Consider the following 14,964-nt stretch of genomic DNA (forward strand, 5'->3'; position numbering starts at 1 on the left):
TGTCAGGTCTAGGCCCGGCCGAAGGCGAGGGCGACGTTGTGGCCGCCGAAGCCGAAGGAGTTGTTGAGCGCGTAGTCGATCCGTTGGCGGCGTGGTGCGCCCGCGACGATATCGAGGTCGATGTCGGGGTCGCGATCGTCGAGATTCAGTGTGGGCGGGACGATCTGGTCGCGCAGGGTCAGAATGGTCAGGATGGATTCGAGCGCGCCGACCGCGCCGATCGAGTGTCCCAGTGCGGATTTCGGTGCGTAGACCGAGGCGTCTGGCACAACGGCCGCGATCGCGTTGGCCTCCGACGCGTCACCGACCGAGGTCGACGTGGCGTGCGCGTTGACATGGTGGATATCCGAAACCTGCAGTCCCGCTGTGCTTATCGCCTTGCGCATGGCTCGCGCCGCGCCGATGCCGCCGGGGTCCGATGCGACGATGTGGTAGGCGTCCGAGGTGATTCCCGCGCCGAGCACCCTGCCGTGGATCTGCGCGCCACGCGCTCGTGCGTGACGCTCGGATTCGAGCACCAGCAGGGCCCCGGCCTCGCCGAAGACGAAGCCGTCGCGATCCCGGTCGAACGGCCGCGACGCGCGCTGCGGTTCGTCGTTGCGCGTGCTCATCGCGCGCATCATGGCGAAGCTCGCGATGGGCACCGCGTGGATGTGGCCCTCGACGCCGCCCGCGACGACGATGTCGGCCTCGCCGGTGCTGATCAGCCGCCAGGCCTGCGCGATCGCCTCGGAACCCGACGAGCACGCCGAGACCGGCGCGAAAACGCCTGCCTGTGCACCGATTTCGAGGCCGACCGTGGCGGCGGGCCCGTTGGGCATCACCATCGGCACCGACATCGGCGATACCTTCCGGTAGCCGCCCTCGCGCATGGCGTCCACCGCGTTGATGAGCGCGTCGCCGCCGCCGAGGCCGGTGCCGATCGCGACGGCCAGCCGTTCACGGTCCACCGCGGGCGCACCCGCATTGCTCCAGACTCGGCGTCCGAGCACCAGCGCCATCTGCTCGACATAGGACAGCCGCCGCTGCTCGATCCGGGTCAACTGCTCGCCGGGTTGTGACTTCAGCTTGCCGCCGATCCGCACCGGCAGGTCGTATTCGGTGACGAAATCCTCCTCGAGCGTCCCGATGCCGCTGTGGCAGGCCAGCAGCTCGGACCAGGTGGTGTCCGCGTCGTCGGCGAGTGATGTGGTCGCGGCGTAGGCGGTGACCACGACCGAGTCGCGAGCAGCGCCGGTAGTTTCTGAAGCGATTGTTACAGTCACGATGTCATGGATACCTGTACCACTCGCTACAGTCAACTCATGGCCCGCCCACTCGACCAAGCAAAACGCGCCGAACTCCTCGCCGACGTGGTGCGATACATCGCCGATCACGGCCTGGCGGACCTGTCGCTGCGCCCACTCGCGGCCGAGCTCGGCACCAGCTCCCGCATGCTGATCTACTACTTCGACACCAAAGAGGAGATGCTCGTCCAGGCGCTCACCACCCAGCGCCCCGACATCGCGGCACTGTTCGCGGACGTCGGCGACGCCGCGGAACTCCGGCGGCGACTGAGCGACTTCTATACGGCGAGCCTGTCGGGCGCGGGTGCGACCAGTGTGCGCGTCCTGTTGCAGGTGCTCGGCACTGCCTGCGCCCCGCGCAGCCCGTACGCCGCCTACGCCGACGCCGCGATCGCCACCTTCGTCGCGGCGCTCACCGAGGCGCTACGTCGCATCGCATCGATCGAAGACCCGGAAGCCGTTGCCACGCTATTGATTTCCGGCCTGCGCGGCGTCATCCAAGACCGCCTGATCACCGGCGACATCGACCGCGCCGACCGCGCGGCCCACCGCCTGATCGAGCAGAATCTGCGCTGACGGTTCATCGGCAGGTTCTGCGCCATCGGTGTGGAAGCTGTTGTTGTGCTTTCGATTTCCGGTCCGAACGGTGTTATCCGGCGGCCACCTGGGCTGTTGCCACGACGAACGAGTGTGAGCCGTGCACCCGATGGGGGTCGCACGGCTCACGCGTAGGTGTGGCGGAGATGCTGTCACGCAAGGGCGATGGCGGCGCACAAGGCGGCGATGGCGATGAACTGCAGGGCCACGCGACCGTTGACGACGCTATCCCACTTCTCCTGCAGGGCACGTGCATTCGGCGGGATGATCCCGGTCTGCGCGGCGGTGGTCTGCACGGCATTGATCGGCTTGGCGACCCGCACATAGACGCCGAGCCACGACACCAGGGCCAGTACGGCGATCCCGGCTGCGACGGCGGCCGCGAAGTGTCCGCCGATGGCCGCGATGACGCTGGTCGCCACCGCGGTCACCACGCCGCTGATGCCGACGATCGGCATCCGCTTGTCGGCGTAGTAGTGACCCCATCCCGCGTTGATGGTCATGGTGCGGTCGTCCAGTTCGGCGTGGACCGACCGCATGACCATAGCGGCGAGGGTGTCGGTGCCGTAGACGATCGCGTTGGCGAGGACCGCGACGATGGCGACGAGCTGGATGACCGTGGTGAGCATGGCGACTTTCCGTTCTCTCGTTCTAGCTGCGATATAGAATCTAGCACAGCTAGATTCAAAAGCAAGCAGAAGATTCAGAAGGTCGCGCCCAGCTCGGTAGCTTCCTGTTTGCTAGCGGGCCGTAGATGCCGGCCGAGGTTCGTTCGGGCGAGCGAAGGAGCGCGATGTCTGCGGAGGGGCTACGCGATCAGCTCCGAGTGGTGGCTGATGTTCGCCGTGTGCGCGAGCCTGTTGCTGGTGGCGATGGACGTCACGATTCTGAATGTCGCGCTGCCGTCGCTGATTGCCGATCCGCACGTATCTCGATACCGGAGTACGGGCAGCTGATCGGCGTATTTCGTTCCAGCGCATACGTTTACGCGCGCGGGGGCAGATGCCGACGATTCTGGTCGGCCGCCGCGTGCGTGTGCCGAGCGCTGCCGTCTTGCGGCAGTTACTGGGTGCGGCCCCAGCCATGTTCGAGAAGGTCGAAGAGCTCGCGCAGGGCGCGCGGCGGGTCCTCGCGGTCACCGGCGATTTGGGTGCTCTCCAAGGCGAAATGGGCGAGCCCGGCGGCGGCGAGGTCGTCTTCGGGTGCGTCGGTCGCCTCGGCGATCGCGGCGGCAAGCGCGGTCTCGTGCCGTAGCCACATTCGGTGCGCGTACTCGCGCAGCGCAGGTGTCGAGTTCACCAGGTCGTGGAAGGCCGCGATGTCGGGGTCGGTACCGGATCTGGTGCGGTTGAGCACCAAATAGTCGCGGATGGCGTGCAGCACCGACTGGCCCGGTGCTCGGTCGCGGACCGCGGCAACCATGGCGGCCTCCAGCTCCTCGTCCAGATCGAAGACCAGGGCCTCTTTGCCGGGGAAGTGCTTGAACAGCGTGCTGAGTGAGACGTCCGCCGCTTCGGCGACGTCGCGGACGCCGACGTTGTCGTAGCCGCGTTCCAGGAACAGTCGCGTCGCGGCGTCCGCGAGCGTCTGCCGGGTCTGGGCCTTCTTGCGCTCGCGGCGCCCTGTCGTCGCGGTCATGTCGACGACTCTACTCCGATTAGCTATCGACTTCAAAGTCGGAGCAGTTGTACTTTTGTAGTCGATATGGTTTTCTGACGCTGTTCGAAATCGAGGAGGTGAGCGGCCATGTCCGCAATAAGAACCGAGACGCAGACCGCGCCGCAGCGGTCGATCCGGCTGGTCCTGGCCGGGGTGATGCTCGCGATGCTGTTGGCGATGCTCGACAACGCGATCGTCGGCACCGCGATGCCGACGATCGTCGGTGAGCTGGGCGGCCTGAGCCAGGTCGCCTGGGTGGTGACCGCCTATGCACTGCTGTCGGCGATATCGACACCCGTGTGGGCGAAGCTCGGCGACCTGTTCAGCCGCAAGCCGGTGTTCCTGACGGCCATCGGGGTGTTCATCGTCGGGTCGGTGCTCGCGGGCGCGGCCTGGTCGATGCCCGCGCTGATCGGGTTCCGTGCACTACAGGGCCTCGGTGCGGGCGGTATCGCCGTCAGCGCATTGGCACTCATCGGCGCGCTGGTGCCGCCGCGCGAACGCGGCAAATACCAGGGCATGACCGCGACGACCATGGCGATCGGCACCATCGGCGGACCACTGCTCGGTGGCGTGATCACCGACGGCCTCGACTGGCGCTGGGCGTTCTACCTCAACATTCCACTCGGCATACTGGCCTTCGCCTGGTCGTTCTGGATGCTCGACCTACCTGTCGCTCGCAAGAAGGTCACCATCGACTACGCGGGCATTGTCGCCCTCGCGACCGCTATCGCCGCCCTTGTGCTGGTCGCGACGTGGGGTGGCGTCGAGTACTCCTGGCTCTCGGTGCCGATCCTCGGACTGGTCGCGCTGGCCGTCGCGGCGGTGAGTGCCTTTCTCGCCATCGAGCGGAAAGCCTTCGATCCGGTGATTCCATTGGAGATCTTCCGCAGCCGCAATCTCGTCGTCTCCGCGCTGACGGCACTGGTCGGCGGTGTGGTGATGTTCGGAGCGATCCTCTACCTGCCGCTGTTCCAGCAGACGGTCCAAGGTGCTTCTGCCGCGAATTCCGGACTGTTGTTGCTGCCGATGATGATTCCGCTGCTGATCGTTTCCCAGATCGTCGGCAAGCGGATGAGCGCCACCGGTAGATACAAGATCTACTTCATCCTCGGCGGCGGATTTCTCACCGCGGGGACCGCGCTGCTGATCATGGTGGATGCCGGAACAGGGCGTCTGGCAACGGGTTTCGCGATGGCATTGATCGGGACCGGACTCGGTTTCGCGATGCAGCTTTCCACCGCGATCGCCCAGAACAGCGTGGATATGAAGCACATCGGCGCCGCTTCCGGAGCAACCACCCTGTTCCGCACCCTCGGCGGCTCTCTCGGTGTGGCCGCCTTCGGCTCGCTGTTCGCCAGGGCCTTGCATGGGCATGTGCCCGCCGACGGTAACGGTTACCTCGAGGCGTTCGCTGCAGGCACCGGCTACGTATTCCTGGCCGCAACCGTTATCTGCGCCTTGGGATTCATTGTCTCGTGGTTCATCGAGGAGGTCCCGCTGCGCGGCAAAGCGCCCGAACCGGCCGTGCGGGTGGGAACTACCGCCGAGGCGCAGCCCGAGACCGCGTCCTGATTCGATTCGAGACGGTCGGAGTGGAATCTCACTCCGGCCGTTCGTTTGTTGTCGGGCGGCACGACCACGCCTCGCGGACAATGCTTTCGATATCGGAAGTTGTTGCAGTCCAGCCGAGTTCAAGACGCGCCCGGCCACTGTCGCTGACGAGTCGTTGTGGTTCCGCAACCGCAGGGCGGTGCTCGATCGGGATGTCGCGCCCCGTCACCTGCGAGACGACGTCGATCAATTGCCGCACGCTGGTGCCGACTCCGCTGCCGATGTTGTAGCGCGCGCACATTCCATGGCTCGGCATCGTTGCGATCGCCGCGCCGAAAGCCCTTGCGGCATCGGCGATATGCACGTAGTCGCGACCGGTGCTGCCGTCGCCGTTGAGAGTCAGGGCGGGGCTGTCACCGGCGGCCGCCGCGAGGATGCGCGGCAGGATTCGAGTGCTGTCCGGGTCCGGTCCGCCCGCGATATTGAACAGCCGCAGGATCACTGCGGCGAGTCGCCCGGTGCGGGATTCGGCTTCGATGGCCTGTTCGGCGGCTTGTTTGCTCGCGGCATACGGATGGGGTGGGTTGTCGGGGAGGTCTTCGGTCATCGGCTGCTGTTCGGGTGCGCCGTAGATCGCGGCGGTGGACGCGAAAACCATGGCGCCGACACCCTCCGACTCCATGGCCCGCAGCAGTGCCACTGTCCCTGCGGCATTGACATCGAAATACCGATCGGGATCAGTGAAAGACTCACGAACGCGGGTGAGCCCGGCGAGGTGGCACACCACATCCATGCCCCGCACTGCCGCACGTAGCGAGCCCGGGTCGAGTAGCTCGGCGGACCGGACGGGCAGGCCGTCCGGTACCCGTGAACGGTCGCTGTGGATAAGTCCGACGACGTCATATCCGCCATCGCGCAATGCTTCCGCGACGGCTGCGCCGAGGTAGCCGTTCGCTCCTGTCACGAGTATCCGCACAGCTCACCTCGGTTCGTGGCTCGGGCCGTCGGCGATCGAGTGATTGGTCCGCGTCATGGCATGACCGGAGCGGAGGCCGATTCGCTTCGGAATCCAGCCCAGTACGCCACGGCCCTCGGCACGTTCCAGTAGAACGCTATGGCTGCGGGGAATCCACGCGACCCGCCGGGTCCGAAGGCGAACCCGGCGGGTGCGGTGAATCGGGCTAGGAGACCACAGGCAAGTAGACCTTGCCGCCCGCGTCGGCGAACTCCGCGGACTTCTCCGCCATGCCTGCCTCCAACGCCGTGGCTTCGTCGAGCCCCTGACGTGCCGCGTACTCCCTGACATCCGCCGAGATCCGCATCGAGCAGAACTTCGGGCCGCACATCGAGCAGAAGTGTGCGGTCTTGGCAGGCTCGGCGGGCAGGGTTTCGTCGTGGTACTCGCGGGCGGTATCCGGATCCAGCGAGAGGGCGAACTGGTCGCGCCAGCGGAATTCGAAACGGGCCTTGGACAATTCGTTGTCCCGGTCCTGGGCGTGCGGGTGGCCCTTGGCGAGGTCGGCGGCGTGGGCGGCGATCTTGTAGGTGATCACGCCGACCTTGACGTCGTCGCGGTTGGGCAGGCCGAGGTGCTCCTTGGGCGTCACGTAGCAGAGCATCGCGGTGCCGGCCTGCGCGATGATCGCGGCGCCGATGGCCGAGGTGATGTGGTCGTAGGCGGGCGCGATGTCGGTGGCGAGCGGGCCGAGGGTGTAGAACGGCGCTTCCTCGCACAGCTCCTCTTCGAGCTTCACGTTCTCCACGATCTTGTGCATCGGCACGTGGCCGGGGCCCTCGATCATCACCTGCACGCCAAAGGATTTCGCGATCTTCGTCAGCTCGCCGAGGGTGCGCAACTCGGCGAACTGGGCCTCGTCGTTCGCGTCGGCGATGGAGCCGGGCCGCAGACCGTCGCCGAGGGAGAAGGTGACGTCGTACTTCGCCAGGATCTCGCAGAGCTCGGCGAAGTTGGTGTACAGGAACGATTCCTGGTGATGGGCCAGACACCAGGCGGCCATGATGGAACCGCCGCGCGAGACGATGCCGGTGACCCGCTTGGCGGTCAGCGGCACGTAGCGCAGCAGCACGCCCGCGTGCACGGTCATGTAGTCGACGCCCTGCTCGCACTGCTCGATCACGGTGTCGCGGTAGATCTCCCAGGTGAGCGCTGTCGGATCGCCGTTCACCTTTTCCAGCGCCTGGTAGATCGGGACGGTGCCGACCGGGACGGGGGAATTGCGCAGGATCCACTCGCGCGTCTCGTGGATGTTCTTGCCGGTGGACAGGTCCATGATGGTGTCGGCGCCCCAGCGAGTGGCCCACACCATCTTCTCGACTTCCTCTGCGATGGAAGAGGATACGGCCGAGTTGCCGATATTCGCGTTGATCTTCACCAGGAACTTCTTGCCGATGATCGTCGGCTCCAGCTCCGGATGCTTGTGATTGGCGGGGATCACCGCGCGGCCCGCGGCCACCTCGTCGCGCACCAGCTCGGGCGCCACGCCCTCGCGGGCCGCGATGAACCGCATTTCCGGGGTGATGATGCCCTGGCGCGCCCACGCGAGCTGGGTGGGCGGGCCGGCGACCTCCGGCTTGGTCCAGCCGTCGCGCAACTTCGGTAGGCCGGCCTCGACGTCGATGGTGGCGGCGTCATCGGTGTACGGGCCCGAGGTGTCGTAGACGTCGAAATGCTCGCCGTTGGTCAGGTTGATGCGACGCACCGGAATGCGCAGGTCATCGACCTCGTGGTAGTGCTTGACGCTGCCCTCGATAGGACCCGTTGTCACGGTCTCGACAGGTGTCGTCGTCATGGAATTCCTCCCTACGCCGGCATTACCCGGTCAGGTTCATACGGTCGACAGCCCTGCCGCCCGAATGGGCTAGCTGTCCTCTCAGCCCGCTGGTGCGAGCCCCCGTTGGCGATGTGAATTTTTCCCGGCCGACCATACCCGCACCCCTCGTTGCCGCGCGCAATGATCGGACGAACATCCAGCCACGGCCGCCACCGACCACTGCGGCACCGGTAGATTCGACAGCGTGAAATTCACCCTGGAAGTGGACCTGGATGCCCTGCCCGACGGCGTGCCGGCACCTGCCGACCTCGCCGTGGAGCTAGGCCGCATCCTGCGCTACTGGGGCGGAAACATGAAGCATTACCAACTGGTCGAAGGCGACGCCTCCGACATCTACAACTCCGCCTATCGCCAGGTCGGCGCCTGGCGCATCGACTGAGTCCACTCGAGATCAACTCCGACATCATCGCGGCATCGCACGACCAGGTCCTGTCGATCTTGTTCGCCTGCCGAGGCTGGGCTAGGCGGCTGCCTTGCCTCCGCTCGGCCCGGCGCGGCTATCGACGGACTGCGTCCGACAGCGCCATTAGGTGGCGGGGGTGTTGTAGGCGTCGCGCATTGCCTGGAGGTCGATCTTTTTCATGCCGAGCATGGCGGCTACCGCGCGGTTGATCGCGGCGGGGTCGGAGCCGGTCAGCAGTTGGTCGGCTTCCGAAGGCCAGATCTGCCAGGGGACGCCGTATTTGTCGTTGAGCCAACCGCATTCGATTTCGTGGCCGCCGTCGGCGAGCAGGGCGGTCCAGAGGCGGTCGACCTCTGCTTGGCTGTCGCAATTGACCAGCAGCGACATGGCGTGGGTGTAGTGGTAGTCGCCGCCGCCGTTGATGGCGGTGAACTTCTGACCGTTGAGCTCGAAGTCGACGAGCATGGTCGTACCCGCCTCGCGCGGACCCGCCTCGGTGTAGGGCACGACGTTGGTGACCTTCGAGTCTTCGAACAGTGAACAGTAGAACTCGGCTGCTTGCTCGGCCTCGGTGTCGTACCAGAGGTTGGTGACGATTTTCTGCATGACGATCCTCCCGAGTGAAGTTGCGTGCATTAATGCAGACGGTACGGGGGACAAGAACTCATCGTGGACAGACGGCGAAGCTCGCCCCCGACCGGTCCGGTATCCGGTCGGAGACGAGCAGCCGCGAGGTGCCGATCAGCGCTCGCGCGGGCCGATGGGGAACCCGAGGGCGCCGAAGGTGGCGTTGAGATTGATCTCGATCTGGGACAGCAGCGCATTGGTGTCGGCCAGCATGGACACGACGTTGTCGGTGCGGCAGCCGACCTGCTCGGGGGCGTTCGGCGCGAGCCGCGACTTCAGCCAGTTGAAGGTCTGCCCCATGCCGAGCGACGGCAGCGTCAGATGCTCGCTGAGATGATCGCGGGTGTAGACGACCGACGCGCCGCCCGCGCAGTACTGCCGGGCCAGCCGGTCATTGGTCCACCACGGGACCGCCTCGTCGAAGACGCCCTGGTAGAGGAATATCGGCGCGGTGGGGATATTGCGGCCGAGCACCGTCGCGTCGAAGACCTCCTTGATTTCCGGAACCGCGAGGAAATCCGCGATCGGAATTGTCAGCAGCCGCTGGTAGTCGATGAACATCATGGTCAGTGCGTTGCGTGGCAGGCACTGACGCTCGGTCCGGTCCATCAGCGCCCGTCCTTCGGGGGTCAGGTACCGGTCGGCGGCTTCCTTGAAGCTCGGGTACGCCTTGCGCAGCGAGGAGATACCGATGCCGATGAGGCTCGAGAACATCGACCCGTTGACGTGCAGCAGCGAAACCACATCGGAGGTCGGCGCACCGAGCGCGACGCCCTTGACGTTCAGTTCCGGCGCGTAGGACGGCTGCATTTCGGCCGCCCACCCGCTACCCATGCCGCCGCCCGAGTAACCCCACATGGCCACCGGTGTGTTCACGCCGTCCAGGCCGAGCGGTTCGAATCGTTCGGCCGCGCGGATGCCGTCGAGTGTCATGTATCCGGGTTCTTCGGCCACCGCGAGATGGCCGTCGAGGCCCTCGTAGTCCGGAATCGAGATCGCCCAGCCCTGGCTGATCAGCGCTGCCAGCGCGATCAGCTCACTCTGCGAATGGATGCCCTCGGCGCCTGCGAGTCCGCTGCCCTGTTGCAGCACGAACGACGGCGCGCAGTCGGGGCTTGCACTGTCGTAGTAGAACTGCAGCGAGACCAGCGGCCGGGTCCGGTTCGGATCGGCGCCCGCGGGCAGCACCACCGTCGTGACGGCCGCGGTGGGCTTCCCGAACAGGTCGGTGGTGCGGTACAGCAGCTGCCACGAGCGCACATTCAGCGGCAGCAGGGTCAGTACGGCCAACCTCACCTCCCGTGCACGCAGGATCGCGCCCGGTTCCCGCGATTCGAATCCCTCGGTCGGCTGATAGAACGAATCATGTTGCGGCAGTGGCGGTGCCGCAGCAGCCGGGGTGGCAGCAAGGCCTCCGGCCAGTAGTGCGCTTGTCAGCACGACGGCCATCGTCACTGCCGTCGCCACGACGCGTGCCGCGGTCCGGCTTCTGCTGTCGGTCCGATCTCCATTGATCACTGACACGTCAGTCCTTCCCTCATCAACGTGCCAGTGATTACAACATGAACTCTGGTTACCAACAAGAACTCTTGTTGAAATTGCTCCGGCTATGGTCGAGAGATGACCCGCAGCATGTCTGCCGCGCGGCCCGAACCGGAATCGGTGCGGCGTCGGATTCGTGGCCTCGATGCCGAACAGCGCAGCGCGCAGCGACGCAATCAGTTGCTCGACGCCGCCACCGAACTGTTTGCCGAGCAGAGCTTTTCGGGGACATCGATCGAGCAGATCTGCCAGCACGCCTATGTCGGAACAAAGGGTTTCTACGATCATTTCGACAGCAAGGAAGCCTGCTATGTCGCACTGCTCGTGAAGCTCACCGAGCAGATCCAGCAACGGGTCATCGAGGGCGCGGCCGCGGCCGCCGGACTGGACTGGCCGCAGCGCGCCGCCGCTGTCATCGCCGCGTTCGTGCATGCGATCGCCGATGATCCGCGGCTGGCCCGGGTGACCTTCGGTGAGTCGGGCGGCATATCGACAGCCGTGGAAAAGCAGCGGCGGATCAATCGGCGCTGGGCCGCGGCCTTCCTCGACAACCAGTGGTCGACGGAGCCCGCCGCGGACGCCGTCGACGAACACCGTCGGCTCGCGCTGGCGCTCGCCACCATCGGCGGCATGTTCGAGCTGGTCACAGACTGGCTGCACCACCACGACGACGGAGGTGCACCCGATGAGGTCGACACCCTGATCGTCGACCTCACCCGCTTCCTCAACGCGGTGGACGCGGGGCGGACGTCCGTCGGTTAGGTCGGATGATGCCGGGATGCACTGCGGCCGTGGATATTTCGCGATCGATCAGCTCCGGACGAAATCGGCCGGCGCCCACCCCGTCCGTGAGCGGGGGTGGGCGCCGGTCGGCACGATGGCGAATTCGCCTACGTGGTCCCGCCGTTCGCCGAACCGGTGGCCAGCGCGCCGAGCAAGCCGATGATCACGCCAACCAGCGGCGAACTGCACGTCGGGGGCTGGCTGGAGGTGCATCCGCCGGATCCGGAATCCGCTACCACGGTGGGCGCACTCGCGGCGGAGGCCGAGGCCGCGGAGACCAGTTGGCCGGGAATGAGCACAGCCGCCGCGACGACGACTGCGGCAATGGAACGCTTCATCAGGTCCTTCTCTTCTATCTACCCCGGCGGATGCCTCCTCCGACCCGAACGCTACCGACCGGAATTGCCGCGCCGTAGCCCTCGATTCCAGGGGGTCAACGCTGCGCGGCGGGCAGGATGCGGCCCCGGACCTCGCCGAGTCCGAGGCGCGTGTCCGCTGGGCCGGGGGCGGTCGCGGTGATGACCACCTCGTCGCCGTCTTCGAGGAAGGTGCGCAGTTGCCCATTGACCGGCACCGGTTCTGTACCACCCCAGGACAATTCGATGAACGAGCCGCGCTGTTGCTGTGCTGGTCCGGAAATGGTGCCCGACGCGTAGAGGTCGCCGGTGCGGGTGGCGGCGCCGTTCGCCGTGAGATGGGCCAGCATCTGCGCCGGGGACCAATACATGCGGGAATAAGGCGGATGCGAGACCACCTCGCCGTTCCAGCTCACCGCCAGGTCGATATCGAGTCCCCACGGTTGTTCGTCACGCAGGTAGGGCAGCGGCCGCGGGGTCTGCTCCGGCAGTGGGATGCGCGCGGACTCCAGCGCCGCCAGCGGGGTCACCCACGCCGACAGCGAGGTGGCGAACGATTTGCCGAGGAACGGACCGAGCGGTTGATACTCCCAGGCCTGGATGTCACGCGCGGACCAGTCGTTGACCAGCGCGACACCGAAGACGTGCTCGGCGAACTCGTCCGCGCCGATCGGCGAGCCCAGCTCAGAGCCGACCCCGACGAGGAAGCCGAGCTCGGCCTCGATATCCAGCCGTCGGGTCGGGCCGAAATCGGGTGTGCCCGAATCGATTCGACGCTGACCGCAGGGGCGGGTGAGGTCGGTGCCGGACACGACGACGGTGCCGGACCGGCCGTGGTACCCGACCGGCAGGTGCCGCCAATTGGGCAGTAGCGGTTCGGAATCCGGGCGGAAAAGGCGGCCGAGATTCGTGGCGTGGTCGATGCTGGCGTAGAAGTCGACGTAGTCGCCGATCTGTACCGGCAGCGCCAAGGTCACCTCGGCCAGCGGATGCGCTGCCTCGGCGAGGATTTTGCCCTCGACCAGTGTGCGGAGCCGGTCGCGCGCCGTGTGCCAGTACCGCGGGCCCTGCGCCATGAACGCATTGAGACTCGGCTGCGCGAAGACCGGATCATCGAGTGTTACGGCGAGATCGATGACCGAATCGGCCAGTCGAGCGCCGACGCGATAGTCGCCATGGGCGGGCGCGAACACGCAGTAGGGCAGGTTCTCGGGTCCGTAGGGCGAGCCGGGGCGGACCTCGATGCGCTTCTTCACTGCTGTGGACCCCGATTCGACCAGGTCCAGGCGTAGCCGGGATCTTCACACGCCAGCGCGCCCTCGCCGAGTTCCAGCGGCCGGAAGGTGTCGACCATGACGGCCAATTCGTCGAAGAAGTCGATGCCGATGCTGCGCTCATAGGCGCCGGGCTGCGGGCCGTGCGCGTAACCGCCGGGATGCACCGACACCGAGCCCTGGCCGATGCCGGAACCCTTGCGCGCCTCGTAGTTTCCGCCGCAGTAGAACATGATCTCATCGGAGTCGACATTCGAGTGGTAGTACGGCACCGGGATCGACAGCGGGTGGTAGTCGACCTTGCGCGGCACGAAATTGCACACCACGAAGTTGATGCCCTCGAACGCCTGATGAGCCGGTGGCGGCTGGTGCACGCGTCCGGTGATCGGTTCGAAGTCGGCGATGTTGAAGGTGATCGGGTAGAGGCAGCCGTCCCAGCCGACCACGTCGAACGGGTGCGTCGCGTAGATCATTCTGGTGCCGACGACGCGGCCGCCCGGCCGGTGCTTCACCAGGACCTCGATATCGGCGCCTGTCTCGGTCAACGGCTCGGTCGGTCCGTGCAGATCGCGCTCGCAGTACGGCGAATGTTCCAGCAGCTGGCCGAATTTCGACAAATAGCGCTTCGGCGGTGTGATGTGACCGGACGCCTCGATCACGTACGCGCGCAGCGGATCGGGCCCGCTGGGCAGCCAACGGTGGGTTGTCGCCCTCGGAATGAGCACTTGATCGCCCTGTCGTGCGGCGATAGCGCCGAAGACCGTCTCCAGCACCGCGGCGCCGGATTCCACGTACACCAGCTCGTCGCCGATGGCATTGCGGTACAGCGGCGAGCCGCCCTTGGCGACCACGTAGGAGATCCGGACATCGGCATTGCCGAGCAACAGCCGCCGACCGGTGACGGGATCGGTCTCGGCGGGGGTGTCACCGGGGAACAGGTCGTGCAGACGTAGATGTCGATGGCGCAGTGGATGGTTCGGTGTCGTGGACTGGTCGGGCAGTTCCCACACCGTGGAGTCGACGATCGCGGGCGGCAGGCCGCGGTGATAGAGCAGTGACGAGTCGCCGGAGAAGCCCTCCTCGCCCATCAGCTCCTCGTAGAAGAGTCGCCCACTCTCGTCCCGGTGCTGGGTGTGCCGCTTCGGCGGCACCGATCCCACCTGCCGATAAAACGCCATGACCGCACCTCCGGCCGCTGGTCGGATATTTGCTACCCATGGTAGTGAGCGGTGTTGCCCAATGGTGGCAAAAGCGGCCCGATGGGTACGCATTCTGTCGGGTCACCATTGCCGTTGCCGAGCATTTCGCCTAGCGATGCGGCTAACCTGCTGAACAATTGTTGAGCTGCGCAATGGCCGGCGCGGGCCCGGGTGTGCTGCCGGGATCGGGCGGCGATGCGGTCAGGCGTCGCGCAGCGCGCGATACACCGCGGCGCCCACGAAGGCGCCGAGGCTCTGCGGATCCCAGCCGCCCTCGCCCGCGAGCAAGGTGCGCACCGCGCCCTCGCCCGCCGACACCCACAGCTCTACCAGGGCGGGCAGCTTCCGATCGGCGTCCTCGGTGCCCCATGCGCGCAGGGTGGGGCGCAACAGGGTGGTGCAGCGCTCGACCGCGAGCTTGCGGCCACGCCCGAACGAATCCGCAACGGCGGGATCGGGATTGCCGTACAGCAGCCGCCACGCATCGGGACGATCGGCCGCCTGCTCCAGCAGCGCGCGGAAACCCTCGATGAACACGGTCTCGCCCGCGTCGACATCGCGCGCGGGCAGCACCTCGAGCAGTCCGCCGACCAGATAGCTCTCCTCGCGCTGGATGAGGGCCTCGATCAGCTCGACGCGATCGGCGAAGCACGCGTAGACCACGGGCCTGGTCACATGCATGCGCTCGGCGATGGCGGCCATGGTGACCGCCGCGATGCCGTTCTCCACGGCGATCGCCAGTGCGGTGTCCAGCACCTGGGGGCGGCGGCGCTCGGGGCCCAAATGCTGTGCCCGCTGCCGTGGCTGCACGGCCGACTCGCTACCCATGAAG

General features: G+C 66.4%; 15 protein-coding genes and 1 riboswitch. Of the genes, 4 read left to right on the forward strand and 11 right to left on the reverse strand.

What is annotated here, in order from left to right; all coding sequences use genetic code 11:
* Window positions 1-8 precede the first annotated feature (8 nt).
* On the reverse strand, window positions 9-1,265 hold the full coding sequence (locus tag ACFU4Z_RS05825) for a KasA/KasB family beta-ketoacyl-ACP synthase (RefSeq protein WP_379060070.1): 1,257 nt from the start codon (window positions 1,263-1,265) through the stop codon (window positions 9-11).
* Window positions 1,266-1,304: 39 nt separating this feature from the next.
* On the opposite strand from ACFU4Z_RS05825, the gene ACFU4Z_RS05830 reads away from it, so the two are divergent.
* Window positions 1,305-1,862: a TetR family transcriptional regulator gene (locus tag ACFU4Z_RS05830; protein ID WP_379060072.1), complete on the forward strand. Its 558-nt coding sequence runs from the start codon at window positions 1,305-1,307 to the stop codon at window positions 1,860-1,862.
* Between the two features lie 173 nt (window positions 1,863-2,035).
* Here ACFU4Z_RS05830 and ACFU4Z_RS05835 read toward each other — a convergent pair whose 3' ends face one another.
* Window positions 2,036-2,512, reverse strand: a complete 477-nt coding sequence (locus tag ACFU4Z_RS05835) for a DUF1772 domain-containing protein (RefSeq protein WP_379060074.1) — start codon at window positions 2,510-2,512, stop codon at window positions 2,036-2,038.
* A 433-nt stretch (window positions 2,513-2,945) separates the two neighbouring features.
* The gene (locus ACFU4Z_RS05840) at window positions 2,946-3,521 is read right to left on the reverse strand and encodes a TetR/AcrR family transcriptional regulator (protein ID WP_379060075.1); all 576 of its coding nucleotides are present in this window, start codon (window positions 3,519-3,521) and stop codon (window positions 2,946-2,948) included.
* Window positions 3,522-3,629: 108 nt separating this feature from the next.
* Here ACFU4Z_RS05840 and ACFU4Z_RS05845 point away from each other — a divergent pair, with 108 nt between their 5' ends.
* Window positions 3,630-5,117 (forward strand): MDR family MFS transporter, encoded by a 1,488-nt coding sequence (locus tag ACFU4Z_RS05845; RefSeq protein WP_379060077.1) that lies wholly within the window; start codon window positions 3,630-3,632, stop codon window positions 5,115-5,117.
* A 28-nt stretch (window positions 5,118-5,145) separates the two neighbouring features.
* On the opposite strand, the gene ACFU4Z_RS05850 is transcribed toward ACFU4Z_RS05845, so the two are convergent.
* Both ACFU4Z_RS05850 and thiC read right to left on the reverse strand, forming a co-directional pair.
* Window positions 5,146-6,060: an NAD-dependent epimerase/dehydratase family protein gene (locus ACFU4Z_RS05850; RefSeq protein ID WP_379060079.1), complete on the reverse strand. Its 915-nt coding sequence runs from the start codon at window positions 6,058-6,060 to the stop codon at window positions 5,146-5,148.
* Between the two features lie 217 nt (window positions 6,061-6,277).
* Window positions 6,278-7,906 (reverse strand): phosphomethylpyrimidine synthase ThiC, encoded by a 1,629-nt coding sequence (gene thiC, locus ACFU4Z_RS05855; RefSeq protein ID WP_379060080.1) that lies wholly within the window; start codon window positions 7,904-7,906, stop codon window positions 6,278-6,280.
* Window positions 7,898-8,022, reverse strand: a riboswitch (TPP riboswitch). Its footprint overlaps the gene before it by 9 nt.
* Before the next feature lie 110 nt (window positions 8,023-8,132).
* On the opposite strand from thiC, the gene ACFU4Z_RS05860 reads away from it, so the two are divergent.
* Window positions 8,133-8,327 (forward strand): hypothetical protein, encoded by a 195-nt coding sequence (locus tag ACFU4Z_RS05860; protein ID WP_379060082.1) that lies wholly within the window; start codon window positions 8,133-8,135, stop codon window positions 8,325-8,327.
* 147 nt (window positions 8,328-8,474) lie between these two features.
* Here ACFU4Z_RS05860 and ACFU4Z_RS05865 read toward each other — a convergent pair whose 3' ends face one another.
* Both ACFU4Z_RS05865 and ACFU4Z_RS05870 read right to left on the reverse strand, forming a co-directional pair.
* Window positions 8,475-8,957, reverse strand: a complete 483-nt coding sequence (locus ACFU4Z_RS05865; protein ID WP_379060084.1) for a VOC family protein — start codon at window positions 8,955-8,957, stop codon at window positions 8,475-8,477.
* A 135-nt stretch (window positions 8,958-9,092) separates the two neighbouring features.
* On the reverse strand, window positions 9,093-10,502 hold the full coding sequence (locus ACFU4Z_RS05870) for a lipase family protein (protein ID WP_379060086.1): 1,410 nt from the start codon (window positions 10,500-10,502) through the stop codon (window positions 9,093-9,095).
* 96 nt (window positions 10,503-10,598) lie between these two features.
* On the opposite strand from ACFU4Z_RS05870, the gene ACFU4Z_RS05875 reads away from it, so the two are divergent.
* Window positions 10,599-11,282 carry a TetR/AcrR family transcriptional regulator gene (locus tag ACFU4Z_RS05875; RefSeq protein WP_379060088.1) on the forward strand — a complete coding sequence of 228 codons (684 nt, stop codon included), beginning with the start codon at window positions 10,599-10,601 and terminating at the stop codon, window positions 11,280-11,282.
* A 128-nt stretch (window positions 11,283-11,410) separates the two neighbouring features.
* On the opposite strand, the gene ACFU4Z_RS05880 is transcribed toward ACFU4Z_RS05875, so the two are convergent.
* The 4 genes from ACFU4Z_RS05880 to ACFU4Z_RS05895 all read right to left on the reverse strand — a co-directional run bounded on the left by ACFU4Z_RS05880 (window position 11,411) and on the right by ACFU4Z_RS05895 (window position 14,960).
* A complete protein-coding gene (locus ACFU4Z_RS05880; protein ID WP_379060089.1) occupies window positions 11,411-11,641 on the reverse strand; it encodes a hypothetical protein in 231 nt (76 codons plus the stop codon).
* Window positions 11,642-11,736: 95 nt separating this feature from the next.
* Entirely contained in the window at window positions 11,737-12,915 is a 1,179-nt protein-coding gene (gene fahA, locus ACFU4Z_RS05885; protein ID WP_379060090.1) for a fumarylacetoacetase, read from the reverse strand.
* Window positions 12,912-14,111, reverse strand: a complete 1,200-nt coding sequence (locus tag ACFU4Z_RS05890) for a homogentisate 1,2-dioxygenase (RefSeq protein WP_379060092.1) — start codon at window positions 14,109-14,111, stop codon at window positions 12,912-12,914. Before ACFU4Z_RS05890 ends, fahA begins: the two co-directional genes overlap by 4 nt.
* Window positions 14,112-14,333: 222 nt before the next feature.
* Window positions 14,334-14,960 carry a TetR/AcrR family transcriptional regulator gene (locus ACFU4Z_RS05895; RefSeq protein ID WP_379060094.1) on the reverse strand — a complete coding sequence of 209 codons (627 nt, stop codon included), beginning with the start codon at window positions 14,958-14,960 and terminating at the stop codon, window positions 14,334-14,336.
* Window positions 14,961-14,964: the final 4 nt, after the last annotated feature.

It is taken from the genome of Nocardia sp. NPDC057440 (genome assembly GCF_042802915.1).
Classification (GTDB): domain Bacteria; phylum Actinomycetota; class Actinomycetes; order Mycobacteriales; family Mycobacteriaceae; genus Nocardia.